A 16,235-nucleotide genomic window follows, 5' to 3' on the forward strand; every position below is an offset into this window, starting at 1 on the left:
TTGAGCCATTTTTAGAAAGTTAAGGCAATATTGGGGATAACCCTCTTTGCTTGTGGATAAAATGAGATTTATACACAGGTAAGGTCTTAATATTTTTATTAAATAAACAGGCATGAAAAAAGCCCCATACATTATGTATGGGGCTTTTTCGAATATGGTGGCGAGACCCAGGATCGAACTGGGGACACACGGATTTTCAATCCGTTGCTCTACCTACTGAGCTATCACGCCGATGGCCTGTATTAAGCCGTATCTCAGAACAATAGTCAACTATTATCCTGAGTTTCTGATTTAAATGAGTATTTTTTATACTTAAAAAAAATCCCTGATGGGATCAGGGATTGAAAACACAAATAATGGTGGCGAGACCCAGGATCGAACTGGGGACACACGGATTTTCAATCCGTTGCTCTACCTACTGAGCTATCACGCCGATGGCCTGTATTAAGCCGTATCTCAGAACAATAGTCAACTATTATCCTGAGTTTCTGATTTAAATGAGTATTTTTTATACTTAAAAAAAATCCCTGATGGGATCAGGGATTGAAAACACAAATAATGGTGGCGAGACCCAGGATCGAACTGGGGACACACGGATTTTCAATCCGTTGCTCTACCTACTGAGCTATCACGCCGAAGTGGGCGTATTAAACAATGTTTATAAGAAGACGTCAAGCAACTTCCGTGTTTTTTGTAACAAGTGATTATTTTTAAATCACAACCACAAAATAATAGAAGCTTTTAGTGATGTAGTTTACCAATGTGAGCCAAACAGCGATGAATCGCGCCACAGCCTGGTTCAAAAGTTTTAACGCCTTTTGACTCTTCTATACGGCAAGCTTCTTCAACTAAGCGCTCAGCTACCCCACGACCACGGTTAGCAGGGTGCACAACAATATATTCAAGAACCTTGCTTTCGCCTTGTCCTGAAGACCAAATTGCACCTATAATTTTGGTGTTAAATTCGGCAGTGTATAGCGTGGTATACTGTTGTAAATCTTGTTCAAGTTGTTCAATCGCATCGTGCCCGTCACCAAACTCCGGACTTGTATCATACAGTCGCTCAAGCTGATCGCGGATCTCTGAATTATCTAGAGAACTATAAGCATGTACGGTAATAGGCATTGATTAACCCTCCTGAGCAAACTATGATGCTGTCACGAATTCGTCACAGCGAAATTGTCGTTAACATCCAATCATTTTTGACGTTTTTTGAGGAACGTGTCCATGACGCAACGTATCAGTGAAGTGGTTAGAAATACCAATGAAACCAAAATTCGAGTTCGTTTAAATCTCGACGGTACTGGTCAAGGCACACTAAACACTGGAGTTCCATTTTTAGACCATATGATTGATCAAATCAAGCGACATGGCTTATTTGATATCGATATTCATTGTGACGGAGACCTCGAGATTGATGATCACCACACCGTAGAAGACTGTGGTATCACGCTTGGACAAGCTTTTGCACAAGCTTTAGGCGATAAAAAAGGTTTAAAACGCTATGGTCATTTTTATGCACCATTAGACGAAGCTTTATCTCGCGTTGTTGTCGATTTATCTGGTCGTCCGGGTTTATTCATGGATATTCCATTTACTCGTGCGCGCATCGGTACATTTGATGTCGATTTATTTTCTGAGTTTTTCCAAGGCTTCGTAAACCATGCGCTTATGACCTTACACATCGATAATTTGAAAGGTAAAAATAGCCACCATCAAATTGAAAGTGTGTTCAAAGCACTTGCTCGTGCTTTACGTATGGCATGTGAAGTTGATCCACGTGCAGAAAATACGATTGCATCGACAAAAGGTAGCCTCTAATGACACGTATCGCGTTACTTGATTATGGCATGGGCAATCTACACTCAGCGGCTAAAGCACTTGAGCATGTGGGCGCTACAGTCGATGTGACCAATGATCCAAAGTTAATTGCACAAGCCGACAAAATTGTTTTTCCAGGCGTTGGTGCAATGCGTGACTGCATGCAAGGCATGCGTGAAGCAGGTATTGATGAAGTTGTACGTAAAGCTGCTTTTAATAAACCTGTTCTTGCGATTTGTGTAGGTATGCAAGCATTGCTACAAAGTTCTGAAGAAAATGGCGGTATAGACGCATTAGGTATTTTTGACGGCGTAGTAAAACATTTCCCTCAAATGGAAGGTTTGAAAGTACCACACATGGGCTGGAACCAAGTTCACCAAATGGACCCAAGCCATCCAATGTGGAACAACATCGAACAAGATGCTCGCTTCTACTTTGTACATAGTTACTATGTCGAACCAAAAGATGAAAGCGTTGTGGCTGCGACTTGCGAGTATGGTGTGAACTTCTGCACAGCCATTCACAAAGATAATTTGTTCGCGACTCAATTCCATCCAGAGAAAAGTCATACTGCTGGTTTGCAGTTACTTAAAAACTTTGTGGAATGGAATATTTAATCTGATTTAAAACTGAAAAAGATCAGGTCTAGATGGCCTGATCTTTTTTTTATTTACAATAATAACTAATCATTTATAGAATGATATTTTATTCAACAAAATATTGAATATTTATACTTTTAAATAAAACCAAATGATCAGGAAAACAAAATGAATTCACCTTTTGAAAATCAGCCACTTCAACAAGATTCACCCTTTAAAGCTAGTGGTCGTTTTGGGCGACTCTCTTATGCTGCTTGGACATTCTTATTTTCACTCGTCATCGGTATCGCTGTTGTCATCATCGCTTTTACTTTTGGGTTTACATCTAGTCAGGAACTAACTGGCCTTTCTACGGCAGGCATGATTGTTATCGCCATTCTTTATATTGTTTGCCTCTATGTAAGTTTTGTATTTACCATCCGCCGCTTGCATGACCGCAATAATACAGGATGGCTATCGTTACTCATGCTGATCCCTGCCGTAAACCTGATTTTTATGATCTATCTCTTTGCGGTAAAAGGTACAGAAGGCAATAATGATTACGGCCCACAGCGCCCTACTCCTGGTTGGGAACGTGTTTTAGGTTGGATTTATATTGTCCTAATTCCACTTGCTTTTGTTTTTGCCATTGTTGCTACAATCATGGCTCCAACCTATGAAGGCTATGTTGAGAAAAGCGAAAGTGTGGTCATTGGTACACCTTCTCAGTCTCAGTAATTTTTAAAGACATTCATAAAGCCTAGTCCTCTAGGCTTTATTCATATATAAAGTGAATAGCCCAATTCATTTGTACGCTGTTAAATATGTCCGAAGCCGTTGCCCTCCTTGATAAAGCCTCTATTCAGCAGCTTCCTCCTTTTGAAAATCTTAACCACCATAATATTGTGGTGATTGAAAATATTGAGCAATGCAAAAGTATTGAAGAAGAATTAAAAAACGCTGCAATTTTGGGATTTGATTCTGAGTCTAAACCTACATTTAAAGTGGGTGAAATCTCAACTGGTCCACACTTAATTCAACTTGCTACAACACAAAGAGCCTATTTATTTCATGTCAATTCATCGACTTTAAAATTCTTACAGCCCATTTTATCTAACCAGAAGCAAATTAAAGTCGGTTTTGGCCTTAAAAATGATAAGCATATTTTTCATAAAAAAGGCATAGAGCTAGAAAGTTGTGTCGACCTTGCCAAAGGGTTTAGTCACTTTGGTTTTAAACAGCAAATGGGCTTACAAAAAGCGGTGGCACTGTTGTTTGGACAATATCTGGCAAAGTCGAAAAAAGTCGGAACTTCAAACTGGGCACGAAAGCCACTTACACCACAACAAATAAATTATGCCGCCGCCGATGCTTATGCTGCATTACTCGTATTTGAAGAGCTCAGAAACCAAAAACTATTACCTGCTCACATTTCACAAACTATTCAAACCGCACTTCAAGCGTAAAGTAATAAAAGTCTTTTCTAAGGCTTAGCGATTGATCAATACTTTGCTAAGATGTGCACAATTTCATAAACATGATGAAGCAAGGAGCGGAAGCATGCTAATCATTCCAGCAATTGACCTGAAAGATGGTAAATGTGTGCGTTTAAAACAAGGGCGTATGGAAGACGATACCGTTTTCTCTGACGATCCGGTTGCAACTGCCCAGCATTGGGTAAATGAAGGTGCGCGCCGTTTGCATTTGGTTGATTTGAATGGCGCTTTCGCAGGTACTCCAATTCATAAACCTGTTGTTGAAGCGATTGCTAAAGCTCAGCCAGAATTACCAATTCAAATTGGTGGTGGTATTCGCTCATTAGAAACCATTGAACATTATTTAGAAGCTGGCGTGACGTTTGTCATTATCGGTACTAAAGCTGTTCAAGAGCCTGAATTTGTAGAAGAAGCTTGTAAACGTTTCGCAGGCCACATCATTGTTGGTATTGATGCCATGAATGGTATGGTTGCAACTGACGGCTGGGCAAACGTTACTGATGTGAAAGCAACTGATTTAGCGAAACGCTTTGCTGATGCAGGCGTGTCTAGCATTGTTTATACAGACATTGCTCGTGACGGCATGATGCAAGGTGTAAACGTTGAGCAAACTGTAAACTTGGCTCAATACTCAGGCTTACCAGTAATTGCTTCTGGTGGTGTAACCAACCTTGATGACGTTCGTAACTTAAAAGGTCAACCGGGTATTTTAGGTGCGATTACAGGCCGCGCAATTTATGAAGGTACTTTAAACCTTCGTGAAGCTCAGCTTTTATTGGATGAAAACCGTCTTTAATTTTTAAGATGTAAAAAAAGAGCCTGATTAGGCTCTTTTTTATTTTTGATTATCTTTAGTTTAATAACTTTTCTAAATCGATTACCTCATCCGCAATTTCCATCGCATAGGGTGAATGCGTAATCATGATTACGGATGGAACAACCTGCTGAATATATTCAAGTATATTTTTTTCAGTATCTACATCCAAGGCGGCAGTCGGTTCGTCTAGGATGATGAGCTGCGGGCGAGCTAAAAGACCTCGAAGAATACAAACTCTTTGCTTTTCTCCTCCTGAAAAATTCTTATAAATTTCAGTTAAATCATCATCGAGCGTTAGTTGATGCTTTTTCAAAATATGTAATAGATTAAATTGATCAAGCATCTGAAGTAAGTAAGAATCCTCATATATGTGCGAGGAGTTATAAACTAAATTATCTCTAAGGGAATAAGGAAAAATAACTGGTTGCTGTGCAATGTAAGTAACCTCATCAAAAATATATTTAGAGAAATTTTGGCTAATATCAATATTCTTATAGCAAAGCTGCCCTGATTGAATCTGATAGACACCCATTAAATAATTCATTAGAGAAGTCTTTCCCAAGCCAGTTGGCCCAATCACGACATACGTTTTATTGGCTAATATTGTTAAATTAAAATGATCTACGGCTCTTTTCCCAAGTAAAAATTTAGCATTTATAAATTGAAAGAGAACGTTGGAGTCTTGAACGATAGAATGCGTATAATTTTCTTTATCGAGATTAAAGTATTTTCGATATTTTGCTAAGGCGACAAAGTTACCATTTAAACGCATCAAGCTTTGAGAAACCGCTAAAAATGGATTGGTGAGTTGAATAATATAAGTACTTATCAATACGAAAGCACCCGGTGTAAGCTGCTTTTCAGTTGAAAGAAAGACTGTAAATAACATAAAAAAGAGTAAAAACAAAAAGATCAGGAACAATTGAGAAATCATCAATAGCCCTATTTTTTTATTCCTATCTTTAGCTGTTTTGATGAATGAGTCTAATGTGGTATTAAATTTTGACAATTGAAACGGTACTGCATTTTTTACTTTAATTTCATATGAATTTGAGATCTGATGTATCAAATCGCTATTTACCTGATTATCTTGTTGATACATCGAATCAAATAAAGAACTACTTCTTTTATTTATATGAAAGGAAACTAAAAAAATAACGATAGCTACCAATAAAAAACTGATACTAAAAAGTAAGCTAATAGTTGTAAATAAAACTGCAAAGATCATAACCAATTGAAAAATGATTGGCCCCAAATGAAGCAGCAACGTTAGATTTATCTCACCAAAAGCAAAACTTCCTCTTGCAAGATCACTGATGACTGTTCCAGCTTCAATTTGATCTTGCTCATCTTTTTTAAGATTTAAATAATTTTTTAATCCCGCAAAAATTAATGCTCCTTTGAAATCAACCATCAAATAAGCACTAAAAATATTTTTCGTCCAATTACATAACTCATTCGCTAACCATGCTGCAGCATAAGCGAGTACGATTAGATATAAGAAATTAAATGGAAGTCGAATATCTAGTGGAAAGTTATATGCCTGTGCAGAGTAATCAATAATAATTTTTAATAGGTATGGCAATAATGTCGTAAAGAATGCTGTAAACATTACTAATAAAAACATGAGAAACATACTACCTTTTTGCTTCTTATAATTTTCTTTAGAACCCTGCCATAAAAATTTATAGTCTTGAATATCTTGTGAACTTAATAAGAACTTCATTTCTGTATCTTTTTTCTATTAAAACGAGTTAAAAATAATTTCATTACACACGAAATATCATAACTTGCCTTATTTATTCTTATTCGTATTTTTTGTTTAAATTGAATTCACAGGTTTTTAAGATAGGTCATATACATCATATATGCCTTCAATAAACTGCATAAATTTTAAAAACATATATTTTATTAAAAAGCTTAAATTCCAAATCAATACACCACATTACGAGTAAATTTAAGCACTTGGTTACCACTATTGATATAGGTATAAGTAACAGAACTTTCAAAAATAAAAGATGAACCAGCTGGTATTATTTTTTTGCTGTCAGTAAATTGTATGGTCAACTCACCTTCTAATACGTAAATAATTTCCTGCCATCCGTCTGCATCTGCTTCCGCCACGTAAGACTCTCCCACTGCCAAAGACCATATCCAAAGCTCAACTTGGGAACGAGATGGAACTGAAGCGAGCAAGGTTGCTTTACTTTCTTCATCTTTACCCTGCCAAGCGAGTGCATTTACTACAGCATGTTCTTTATGCTCAGGTGCACTCACAATCGTTTTAAAATCCACACCCAACACTGCTGCAATCGCATCGAGTTTGGCCAAACTAATATTGACCTGCCCAGTTTCCAAAGCAGCAATGGTTCGTCTACTCACACCTGCCTGATCTGCTAAATCTTGTTGACTCAAATCTCGCTCATCTCTTAATGAACGAATATTTGTGCCTACGTGCTGTAAAACGTTACTTGACTGGCTCATAAAATGGATTAGCAAGAAAATTTGAGCAATATATTGCACAAAATACAAGAATACCGCAATATGTGCAGTATATTGCACAATTTAATTTAACTTGAGTATGTCACCAATTTCTCTGAGTTCAAGCAAAGCCCCACAGTTAGCCCTGATTCTGATTACGATCATTTGGGGAGGAACATTCCTTACTGTGCAGTATGCGCTGAATTTTGCATCACCTATGTTTTTTGTAGGCTGTCGTTTTGCTGTAGCAGCTCTTACTTTGCTTCTTATTTCATTAAAAAGTATGAAAGGTGTCACTTTAAAAGATTTAGGCGCTGGTAGTGTGATTGGCCTTGTGATTGCGGCAGGCTACGGTACCCAGACTATTGGTCTACAAACCATTCCGAGTAGTGAATCAGCATTTTTAACAGCGCTATACGTTCCGCTTGTTCCTATTTTAATGTGGCTCATCTTTAGAAAAACTCCCCATATCATGACTTGGGTGGGAGCCGCTCTGGCTTTTACTGGTCTTGTTTTATTGACGGGCAATGGTTTTGAACAAATTTCCTTAAGTTTTGGGCAGCTTTTAACAATCCTGGGTGCCTTTGCGATTGCTTTAGAAATTATTTTTATTAGCTACTTTGCTGGAAAGGTAAATTTACGCCGCGTCACAATCATTCAACTTGGTGTCGCTTCTCTACTTTCTTTCGCTATCATGCCTGTGGTGGGTGAACATACGATTCCAGCATTTTCATGGCCCCTAGTACTGATTGCTATTGCGTTAGGTTTAGCGAGTGCACTCATTCAATTTGTTATGAACTGGGCTCAACGTGTGGTTGATCCTTCACGTGCTGCAATTATTTATGCAGGCGAACCTGTTTGGGCGGGCATTATTGGCCGAATTGCAGGTGAGCGTTTGCCAATGATTGCCCTTTTGGGCGGTGCTTTAGTAGTCTTAGGCGTTTTAGTCAGTGAGTTAAAAATTAAGTTACCAATTAAAAAAGCTAAAAGAATTCGAGAATAAAAAAAGAGAGCTTAACGCTCTCTTTTTTATTTATTAAGGTTGATACATCGGGCGGTTATCATTTAACGCAATCAATCCACGAATTGCACGATATACAATCCAAATCCACGCAGCACCAATTACACTCACACAGAATACGGTCGATGAAATGGCAACGCCTGCAAATAGGTCAGTATTTTCACCTGTAAAAAACAGAAAAATAAACGGCAGAAAAGCAATAATATTCCAAGCCAGATACCACCAGAATGTTCTGATTTGCCATGTAAAGTGGCTCCCGAAAAACGAGCCTTGTACATCAGAACGTTTTACGTAGTTAATAATTAAAGCAATAACCGCAAGTAAGCCGCCTGTAAAAATGGCAACAATATAAAGTACATATAAAATAAGTGTTAAAGTACGATTTGGATCTTGGTCGATAGAACTATTCATTTTTATACCTCTCAAGTTTAATAAAACAATTTACTTTTATGAGCCCCGTAATACGTTTAAGGGAGAAATTAGCCACAAAATCAAAAGTAAATGAAAGAATATGGTACAAAAATAAATCTTACGAAAGGGTTGTTTTTGTGTTTTATGTCTCAGTTTTTGTTGTGCCCACCATGCAGCTGGCCAACCTCCTAAAAAACTAACAATGTGCAATGTTTGTTCAGGTACACGGCGATTACCCAATTGTGCGGCTTCTTTATCTTGAGAATAAAGCCAATAACTTAAGGCATTCATCATTAAAACAAATAACAACGTATAAGCTGGCAAAATATGAATAAAACTCATAATTCCCATTAAAACGAAATAAAATACGATCCCCATTTGCATTGCAGACCATGGACTGGCTTGAAAAGAAGATTCTGCTTTTACGGGCTTTGACGCTTTTCGGGTTTGAGATGCTTTTAAATAGGTGACCTGCTGAGCACGAAAACGGCCTCGTTCATCGAGAATCACCCGATATTCCAGTGCACATCCAATAATTGGCCGAGGTCCGGGGCGTGCAAAATCTTTGATATGCAAAAAGACTCGCTCTTTTTCAGCATCGTCCGGCTGAATAAAGCCATAACCTTTTTCGTCGAACCATTCGACTAAACGCCCCTGATCTCGCATCTCTATTCCTTTTATGCTTTTACATGGCTTAAACGGTCTTGCATCATTGCTCGCATTTCTTGCGGGTCTTTTTGCAAAATGTCATCGCCGGTACGTCCTTCTTCTTTATTTTTTTGAGCAACTTGCAGACGCATTGACCAAAAACGGCATGCTGCCATTGCCAAGAATACATCTAAACATGCAAGCTCATCTGATGTAAGCGTACGAACTTTTTGGTATGCCTCTAAGTAAGCTGCGACTTTGTCTGAGTTTAAATGCGCTGCTGGATATTCGGTACAAAAATCATTGATGGTAATCGCAATATCAAACAGTAATTCATCTTGATTTAACTCATAAAAATCTAGAATACCTTGTAATTGCTCACCTTCAAACAAAGTATTGTCGCGGAACAAATCAGAGTGAATAAAACCTGTTGGTCGATTTGAATACTGCGCTGTTTTCGCATTAAAAGCTTGATAGACCTGCTCAAGTAACGTTTGGTCATCTTGAGCCATGCTTGGTTTCAGCTGTTCTGCAACGCCTGTCCAATATTGATGATCACGGCGATATTCACGTTCAAGTGGAAAATCTTGTAAAGCCACATGCAGTTTCGCCTGTGCATCTGCAATCGCTGCAACTTGCGCTACTGTGGTTTGCATGGGATGGTGACCCATTAAACGTGGTGCAATCTGTGCAGGCTTGTCTGCAATCACATGAACCGCTTGTCCGCTATGTTTTAACGGCACTGCAACAGGTACATCATGAGTCCCTAATTGTTCAAGAACAGGAATAAGTTCACCCGCACCTTGTGCATCTAACTCTTCAAACACGGTGAGTACATATTGTTTGCGGTTTACATCAACCAGAAAATAATTGGTGTTTTGAATACCTCCCTGAATTGGGTTCAGCTCCAACACCTCTAATCCATAAGGTGCAGCAAAGGTGCGAACTTCATCTAAACTCAACGGGGTATAAACCGACATGGAAAACCTGCAAAAAACATCTGTGAAGTTTGATAGAATACCTCTTCCCTCCATGAAGGTGTAGCGCCTGTGTAGGAACTTTCACCAACGGCGATTATTTTTGGAAAAAGCTATGCTTGCTAAACGTATTATTCCTTGCCTAGACGTTGATAACGGACGCGTAGTTAAAGGCGTTCAATTCCTCGATATTCGTGATGCAGGCGACCCTGTTGAAGTGGCACGTCGCTATAACGAACAAGGTGCAGACGAAATTACTTTCTTAGACATTACCGCTACACATCATGGACGCGATACCACTTACCGTACTGTTGAACGTATGGCCGAGACCGTATTTGTGCCATTAACTGTCGGTGGTGGTGTACGTAAAGTTGAAGATATTCGTGCGTTATTAAATGCAGGTGCAGATAAAGTGAGTATTAACTCAGCTGCCGTATTTAATCCGGAATTTGTTCAAGAAGCTTCGCAGCACTTTGGCGCACAATGTATTGTGGTTGCGATTGATGCCAAAAAAACTGGCGATAACAAATGGGAAATCTTTACTCATGGTGGCCGTAAACCAACTGGAATTGATGCCATTGAATGGGCTGTAAAAATGGCTGACTACGGTGCGGGTGAGTTGCTGATTACCAGTATGGACGCCGACGGTACTAAAGCAGGTTATGATATTGCTTTAATGCGTGCTATTAATGACCGCGTTACCATTCCAACGATTGCCTCAGGCGGTGTGGGTAACTTACAACACCTTGCAGACGGTATTTTACAAGGTGGTGCAGACGCAGTATTGGCAGCAAGTATTTTCCACTTTGGTCAATATACGATTCCAGAAGCTAAACAATATTTAGCTGAACAAGGCATCGAAATGCGCTTGTAAGCTTAATCATAATTAAAGGGGCGATATGCCCCTTTATTTTTTATGCCGCACCATCTATTTCTTTCACTTCACTAGGAAGTTCTAGTTTTTCTTTTTTCTCGACCCATTTTGCTGGAAAGATTTTTTCTACAGCTTGAGACAGTGATTTAGCAAGCGCTGTAGGTAACCGTATACCCAAAGGGTTTTGTTCTTTTAAATCTGCCGAAGACACCACGCGTGTTCCCATCACATAATCAAACCAAGGTTTGGTCACACACCAATTGGCGTCTTGATTAGAGTTCATGTGGTGATCGTAATGCCACGGAATTTTACGCTTTGCCCAGTCGGGCTCTAAATGCGCACGACGATGAATATAATAATAATTTCCTGCACTATACCAAGCTGCGAGTGCCATGCCTTTTGAAAACGGATAGAAAATTGCACTTGAAACGGTTGCCACCACAGCAAGCGAAATTAACTCATTTTTAGTTCGCCAGTTTCCCACGCCTTCCACATAGCAATCATCATGAAACTGTTGTTTACGGACTTCACGATGGTGTGCCCAATGCGACTCCATACTTTTTGGTACTGGGCTATAACGTGGTTTTCCAGCACGGTGTACACCATGCAAAATATATTTGTGTGCTACCCATTCAAATGCATTCGCAACCGCAATTCCGGCAATAAACCCTTTTAACATCACCTAACTCCTTTTTCTTTTTATTCAGCATATAAAATTCGTTATGCTAGGTATTGACCAGAATTTATGGTTTCATTGACAAATCACGACAAGAAGAGGTGGTTAGGGATGCCACAATTAAAAAATTATACAGGCTCAGTGTATGGAGGACTGGGGCATCTTTTAAAGGCTTACTGTGAAGCCAATCAATTAGCTATTCCTGAACAATTAGAACAAATTCAAAATCTGGAACGCTTTGACTATGTGGTTTGGCGTGATCTATTAGAAGTGATTTATAAACTAGACCCAAAGCCGGGTTTAGGACTCGAAATTGCCAAATATGTGCAACCCAAACACTTAGGGATTATTGCTTACCTCGCGCTCTCTTGCGACAACTTAGGTGAAGCCTTAATTCGCTATCATGATTTTCACCGTCTGATTTATGACGGTAGCCCATTAGTGGTTGAGCTACAAGGAAGATATGGTTCTATTCGCTGGGAAGCGACTGAGCTACACCCTACCCAGCTTACCGATGAAATCGCGATTGCGTTGGTGATTCAGTTCTTACGTCTTTTTATGTCTCATGAAGACGTGCATTTACATGAAGTACGTTTCTTAAATGCTGCCCCTAAAAATATCAGAGTCTATGAACAATACTTTCAATGTCCCGTTCGTTTTAGCCAGCCACGTACAGAGTTACTCATTCCAATTACAGAAATTAATAAGCCACTTAGCAGCGCTGACCACACATTGCAGCAACTATTGGCTCAGCAAGCACAAGCGCTGTTAGAGCAATTACCAAATTCGACCCAACTTGATCAGCGTTTACAGCATTCAATTTTGACTGGGCTACAAAGGAATCAATATCAAATTGAACATATTGCCGCTCAATTAGGCCTATCAGTTCGACAACTCCAACGACACTTACAACAACAAGACACCACCTTTCAGGAACGCGTTCAGCAAGTGCGCTTTATGCTCGCAACCGAGTATTTAAAAGATCCGCATTTAAGCTTACAAGAGATCGCACTTTTACTTTGTTATTCAGAACAAAGTGCCTTTCAAAGAGCATTTAAACATTGGACCAATCAAACACCCCAGCAATGGAGGGATCAATTTTTAGACAAAGAATAACCAACCAAAACTTACAAATCTTTTCTTGATTAAAACAACACTGAAAACAAAAATTTCATATAGTCACATGCTTAATTTTTTGTGACATATTTCACACTAATTAAAAAATACATCAATAGATGAGTAATCACAATGAATAAATATTTTGCTGAATTCCTAGGTACGTTTTGGCTAGTCTTTGGTGGTTGTGGTAGCGCAGTTTTAGCCGCAGCTTTCCCTGAACTTGGTATTGGCTTTGCAGGTGTAGCCCTTGCCTTTGGTTTAACCGTACTCACAGGTGCTTATGCTCTAGGGCATATCTCAGGTGGACATTTTAATCCCGCGGTAAGTGTTGGCCTTTGGGTCGGTGGCCGCTTCGATGTTAAAGATTTAATTCCCTATATCGTTGCTCAAGTGGTCGGTGCGACTGCTGCTGCATTTGTTCTCTATATTATTGCTCAAGGCCAAACAGGCTTTAGCGGTGTTGGTGGTTTTGCTACCAACGGTTTTGGTGACTTATCACCAAACAAGTTTGGCTTAGGTTCTGCTTTCATTATTGAAGTGGTTCTTACAGCTTTCTTCTTAATCATTATTTTAGGTGCAACTGATCGCCGTGCGCCTGCTGGCTTCGCTCCTATTGCAATTGGTTTGGGCTTAACGCTCATTCACTTAATCAGTATTCCAGTGACGAACACTTCGGTAAACCCTGCACGTAGTACAGGTGTTGCGTTCTTTGCTGAAACGGCTGCGCTAAGTCAATTGTGGTTGTTCTGGGTGGCACCAATTTTAGGGGCGGTAATTGGGGCAATTATTTATAAGGTGGTAGCTGGCGATAAAGATTAACTCTTCTTAGACTCAATCTACTATCGCGGAAGGTGACATGGATGTCATCTGTTGAGCAGGGGTACATGGATGTACCCTCTGATCAACAAAGCCTTTTGTTTACTTTTGGGCTTTCAAAAGTAAAAAATGTCTATACACATTCAATAAAGTCTAACGTGGTATTAAAGACTGTATGGCAGCATGACCATACTAAATATCACGCATAGCATGCATAAATTATAAAAACGGATTATTAATTTCTTGTTCAGCTGGACGTTCAATTTTCTCAGGCAATTCTTCTTTTTCCAAAGCCGCAACGACATCATTTACAAAGCTCTGCAATGCCTTTGCCTGTTCTAACCCGACTTTGTCTTTGGTAATTTGCAAGTTGCCGTAAATGCTGACGCAATCGACATCATTTTCTAATGTTAAATCTTCAATTACTGAAGACTCTGTACCCTTTTCAAATGGTTTAAACATAGGTCTTATCTCGTTGTTATATCTTCACAGTGTAATACGATCAATTTAAAAAAAATCGATCAAAATTAAAAGAGCCGATAAAATTAAAAAAGCGCCCATCAAGATATTAAAATATTTCAAACGGTTGCCCTGATTGAGCACCACTGAAAATTTATCACCACAGAACCCCCAAAAGAACAAACATGCGTAGCAAGTGAAAAAATAAATAACGATAAAGATCGGCAACGACTGCGGGTTTTCAATGCTAGTAAACATGGTAATGCCTGATACACAAGCCAACCATGCTTTGGGGTTCAGCCATTGTAATAAGAACCCATCTTTAAAATTGGGAATAATCATTTGCTCTACAGGAACACTGGAAATAGAAATATTTGCGGCAGAAAGAATAATTTTAATCCCGATATAACAAACAAATAGCGTTCCACAAACTGCAAGAATTTTTAATACAACAGGAAACTGAGTTAATAAACTCTGAAGACCAAATGCCATGAAAATTAAAAGCAGGGTAAAACCAATTGTGGCACCGGAGATATAGGGAAGCGATCTTTTTAAACCGTGATTTAAACTGGTCGATAAAATGACAGTATTTACTGGCCCTGGGGTTATAGACATTGCAAATGAAAAAAGAAACATCGAGGCAAACATTGTTATTGTCCTTATTAAAATAGAATCCATAGACAGATCTGTCTATGGATTCTATTTTAATCAATTACGGTGTTGCAATAACAATCAAAAAAAGCTGCTTATTTCATGATTTGCAAGAAATAGTTCACTAAGGCTTCTACCAGTTGTTTCACAATCGCCTTTCTCGTTTCTTCGTCAATTGTTGGAACTTTTGCTTCCATTGGCTCCGAAGAACCAGTTTTTTGCTTTTTAAATTGGTCTTGTAGCGCTTGAATTTGGTCAGCGTTTAAGTCTTGCTCACACTGACTTTCGCCATCCCAGTGTAAATAGTCTAGCTTTTGATTTGGCTTAACTTGGCTCGCTGTTAAAGGTAGACGATAGACATTACGCTTTTGTTGCTCGGTTAACTGCGGGAACAGGTTGACGCCTAAACGCTCCTCAAGGTAGCAAACACTCACAACCTTCACTTGTAGAGAATTATTGTTAGGTGCGTAATAAGCGCCGATCGCGCCAGTTTTTGGCATATATACCGCTTTATAAACTGCGGTAGGAACAATGACACCCTGCCCAATCGTCTTAAGACGTTTGCCTTCAAAAACAGGACCTGTTACCACATAAACATCTTGTTTTTGTTTAGTGGCAATAGCACGGGTCGCTTCTTCGAGCTTACGCCAGACTTCTTGGTTATTTTTAGGCGCTTGCGGCACCATGTTACTGAGCGAGAAACTATCAGATTGGGATTCTTTATTTGGCATATCACCATTTGGCGCCATATGCCCACGGTCATAGCCTGAACCACGATAATCACTTAACAGTGCCCGATGTTTTTGATCAACGCGGGTTTCTTCATGGAAGTTATCTTCACGCTTAATTTTGACACTTAAACGTTCTGCATTTAAATGCTCTGCCGACCATAACGGCGTTTTAGAAATACCTGAATACAAAACGTTAAAGCCATTAAAGCACAGTGGATAACTGTCCTTTTTTAGGCTGTCTTTATTTAAAGCAGGTGGAACTTCACGATAGAACTGATTAAGACAAGTCGAGTTAGTCGTTAAAGGCGAAAACCACTGCGAAATCTTTTCACTACCAAAAGCAATCGCAAAACTTCCAGCCGCAATACAAGCAAGAATAATCTTGCCAAAATGCTGACTTATAGAGAATGAGTTTGTACCTTTACTACGTTTTTTACTTGCCATGTTTCTATCAATACCACTGTCCACACGCAGCTTAACAATCCTGCTTTTTTAAGTATATCTCTTATCTTTCAAATGGTTAAAACATGGTCATCTTTTTTGTAACTCTATTACCCATTACGTAACAATCTGTTGGAATTATGAGAGCCTTTGGCTATTGAATTGCGCCAATTGCGTATCTTTCGTTGAAAAAGACTGATCGCTTATGACATGGTTAG

The 16,235-nt window shown here is 39.1% G+C and carries 20 protein-coding genes and 3 tRNA genes; 10 read left to right on the forward strand and 13 right to left on the reverse strand.

All coding sequences use genetic code 11. The features are described 5' to 3' along the window. Positions 1–155: 155 nt before the first annotated feature. From J580_RS16160 to J580_RS16175, 4 genes are all read right to left on the reverse strand, one after another. Positions 156–231, reverse strand: a tRNA-Phe gene (locus tag J580_RS16160). A 126-nt stretch (positions 232–357) separates the two neighbouring features. Next, positions 358–433, reverse strand: a tRNA-Phe gene (locus J580_RS16165). A gap of 126 nt (positions 434–559) precedes the next feature. Beyond that, positions 560–635, reverse strand: a tRNA-Phe gene (locus J580_RS16170). A 106-nt stretch (positions 636–741) separates the two neighbouring features. Next, positions 742–1,125 carry a GNAT family N-acetyltransferase gene (locus tag J580_RS16175; protein ID WP_002116928.1) on the reverse strand — a complete coding sequence of 128 codons (384 nt, stop codon included), beginning with the start codon at positions 1,123–1,125 and terminating at the stop codon, positions 742–744. A 102-nt stretch (positions 1,126–1,227) separates the two neighbouring features. On the opposite strand from J580_RS16175, the gene hisB reads away from it, so the two are divergent. The 5 genes from hisB to hisA all read left to right on the forward strand — a co-directional run bounded on the left by hisB (position 1,228) and on the right by hisA (position 4,691). Then, complete coding sequence (hisB, locus tag J580_RS16180) at positions 1,228–1,821, forward strand: imidazoleglycerol-phosphate dehydratase HisB (protein ID WP_002116767.1); 594 nt, start codon at positions 1,228–1,230, stop codon at positions 1,819–1,821. Next, positions 1,821–2,438, forward strand: coding sequence for an imidazole glycerol phosphate synthase subunit HisH (hisH, locus tag J580_RS16185; protein ID WP_032004915.1), 618 nt, complete (start codon positions 1,821–1,823; stop codon positions 2,436–2,438). The genes hisB and hisH overlap by 1 nt, the downstream gene beginning before the upstream one ends. A gap of 150 nt (positions 2,439–2,588) precedes the next feature. Beyond that, positions 2,589–3,137, forward strand: a complete 549-nt coding sequence (locus J580_RS16190; RefSeq protein ID WP_032004916.1) for a DUF805 domain-containing protein — start codon at positions 2,589–2,591, stop codon at positions 3,135–3,137. Between the two features lie 86 nt (positions 3,138–3,223). Next, complete coding sequence (locus tag J580_RS16195; protein ID WP_032004917.1) at positions 3,224–3,865, forward strand: 3'-5' exonuclease; 642 nt, start codon at positions 3,224–3,226, stop codon at positions 3,863–3,865. Between the two features lie 94 nt (positions 3,866–3,959). After that, positions 3,960–4,691, forward strand: coding sequence for a 1-(5-phosphoribosyl)-5-[(5-phosphoribosylamino)methylideneamino]imidazole-4-carboxamide isomerase (gene hisA / locus J580_RS16200; RefSeq protein WP_000905538.1), 732 nt, complete (start codon positions 3,960–3,962; stop codon positions 4,689–4,691). Between the two features lie 55 nt (positions 4,692–4,746). On the opposite strand, the gene J580_RS16205 is transcribed toward hisA, so the two are convergent. Both J580_RS16205 and J580_RS16210 read right to left on the reverse strand, forming a co-directional pair. Further along, positions 4,747–6,438, reverse strand: coding sequence for an ATP-binding cassette domain-containing protein (locus J580_RS16205; RefSeq protein ID WP_032004918.1), 1,692 nt, complete (start codon positions 6,436–6,438; stop codon positions 4,747–4,749). A 206-nt stretch (positions 6,439–6,644) separates the two neighbouring features. Then, positions 6,645–7,196, reverse strand: coding sequence for a helix-turn-helix domain-containing protein (locus J580_RS16210; protein ID WP_032004919.1), 552 nt, complete (start codon positions 7,194–7,196; stop codon positions 6,645–6,647). 97 nt (positions 7,197–7,293) lie between these two features. Between J580_RS16210 and J580_RS16215 the strand changes: the two genes are divergently transcribed. Further along, positions 7,294–8,196, forward strand: coding sequence for a DMT family transporter (locus tag J580_RS16215; RefSeq protein WP_032004921.1), 903 nt, complete (start codon positions 7,294–7,296; stop codon positions 8,194–8,196). Positions 8,197–8,229: 33 nt separating this feature from the next. Here the strand turns inward: J580_RS16215 and J580_RS16220 are convergent, their stop codons facing one another. Genes J580_RS16220 through J580_RS16230 form a run of 3 tightly spaced genes read right to left on the reverse strand, consistent with a single transcriptional unit; the run spans position 8,230 to position 10,253 of the window. Continuing rightward, entirely contained in the window at positions 8,230–8,625 is a 396-nt protein-coding gene (locus J580_RS16220; protein ID WP_032004922.1) for a DUF4870 family protein, read from the reverse strand. Between the two features lie 36 nt (positions 8,626–8,661). Continuing rightward, positions 8,662–9,291 carry a DUF1294 domain-containing protein gene (locus tag J580_RS16225; protein ID WP_014207865.1) on the reverse strand — a complete coding sequence of 210 codons (630 nt, stop codon included), beginning with the start codon at positions 9,289–9,291 and terminating at the stop codon, positions 8,662–8,664. Between the two features lie 11 nt (positions 9,292–9,302). After that, positions 9,303–10,253, reverse strand: a complete 951-nt coding sequence (locus tag J580_RS16230; protein WP_032004923.1) for a homoserine kinase — start codon at positions 10,251–10,253, stop codon at positions 9,303–9,305. A 112-nt stretch (positions 10,254–10,365) separates the two neighbouring features. Between J580_RS16230 and hisF the strand changes: the two genes are divergently transcribed. Next, positions 10,366–11,124, forward strand: a complete 759-nt coding sequence (gene hisF, locus J580_RS16235; RefSeq protein WP_000880078.1) for an imidazole glycerol phosphate synthase subunit HisF — start codon at positions 10,366–10,368, stop codon at positions 11,122–11,124. Between the two features lie 40 nt (positions 11,125–11,164). Here the strand turns inward: hisF and J580_RS16240 are convergent, their stop codons facing one another. Beyond that, positions 11,165–11,803 (reverse strand): hypothetical protein, encoded by a 639-nt coding sequence (locus J580_RS16240; RefSeq protein WP_032004925.1) that lies wholly within the window; start codon positions 11,801–11,803, stop codon positions 11,165–11,167. A gap of 108 nt (positions 11,804–11,911) precedes the next feature. Between J580_RS16240 and J580_RS16245 the strand changes: the two genes are divergently transcribed. From J580_RS16245 to J580_RS23240, 3 genes are all read left to right on the forward strand, one after another. Continuing rightward, complete coding sequence (locus J580_RS16245; RefSeq protein ID WP_032004926.1) at positions 11,912–12,916, forward strand: AraC family transcriptional regulator; 1,005 nt, start codon at positions 11,912–11,914, stop codon at positions 12,914–12,916. Between the two features lie 132 nt (positions 12,917–13,048). Next, complete coding sequence (gene aqpZ, locus J580_RS16250; protein ID WP_032004928.1) at positions 13,049–13,738, forward strand: aquaporin Z; 690 nt, start codon at positions 13,049–13,051, stop codon at positions 13,736–13,738. Positions 13,739–13,779: 41 nt separating this feature from the next. Continuing rightward, the gene (locus J580_RS23240; protein WP_081310127.1) at positions 13,780–13,944 is read left to right on the forward strand and encodes a hypothetical protein; all 165 of its coding nucleotides are present in this window, start codon (positions 13,780–13,782) and stop codon (positions 13,942–13,944) included. A 10-nt stretch (positions 13,945–13,954) separates the two neighbouring features. Here J580_RS23240 and J580_RS16255 read toward each other — a convergent pair whose 3' ends face one another. From J580_RS16255 to J580_RS16265, 3 genes are all read right to left on the reverse strand, one after another. Next, positions 13,955–14,197: a hypothetical protein gene (locus J580_RS16255; RefSeq protein ID WP_032004929.1), complete on the reverse strand. Its 243-nt coding sequence runs from the start codon at positions 14,195–14,197 to the stop codon at positions 13,955–13,957. A 45-nt stretch (positions 14,198–14,242) separates the two neighbouring features. Beyond that, positions 14,243–14,842, reverse strand: coding sequence for a LysE family translocator (locus J580_RS16260; protein WP_002116994.1), 600 nt, complete (start codon positions 14,840–14,842; stop codon positions 14,243–14,245). A gap of 98 nt (positions 14,843–14,940) precedes the next feature. Next, positions 14,941–16,020 carry a DNA/RNA non-specific endonuclease gene (locus J580_RS16265; RefSeq protein WP_032004931.1) on the reverse strand — a complete coding sequence of 360 codons (1,080 nt, stop codon included), beginning with the start codon at positions 16,018–16,020 and terminating at the stop codon, positions 14,941–14,943. Positions 16,021–16,235: the final 215 nt, after the last annotated feature.

The organism is Acinetobacter sp. 1542444, assembly GCF_000581835.1.
Taxonomy (GTDB): domain Bacteria; phylum Pseudomonadota; class Gammaproteobacteria; order Pseudomonadales; family Moraxellaceae; genus Acinetobacter; species Acinetobacter pittii.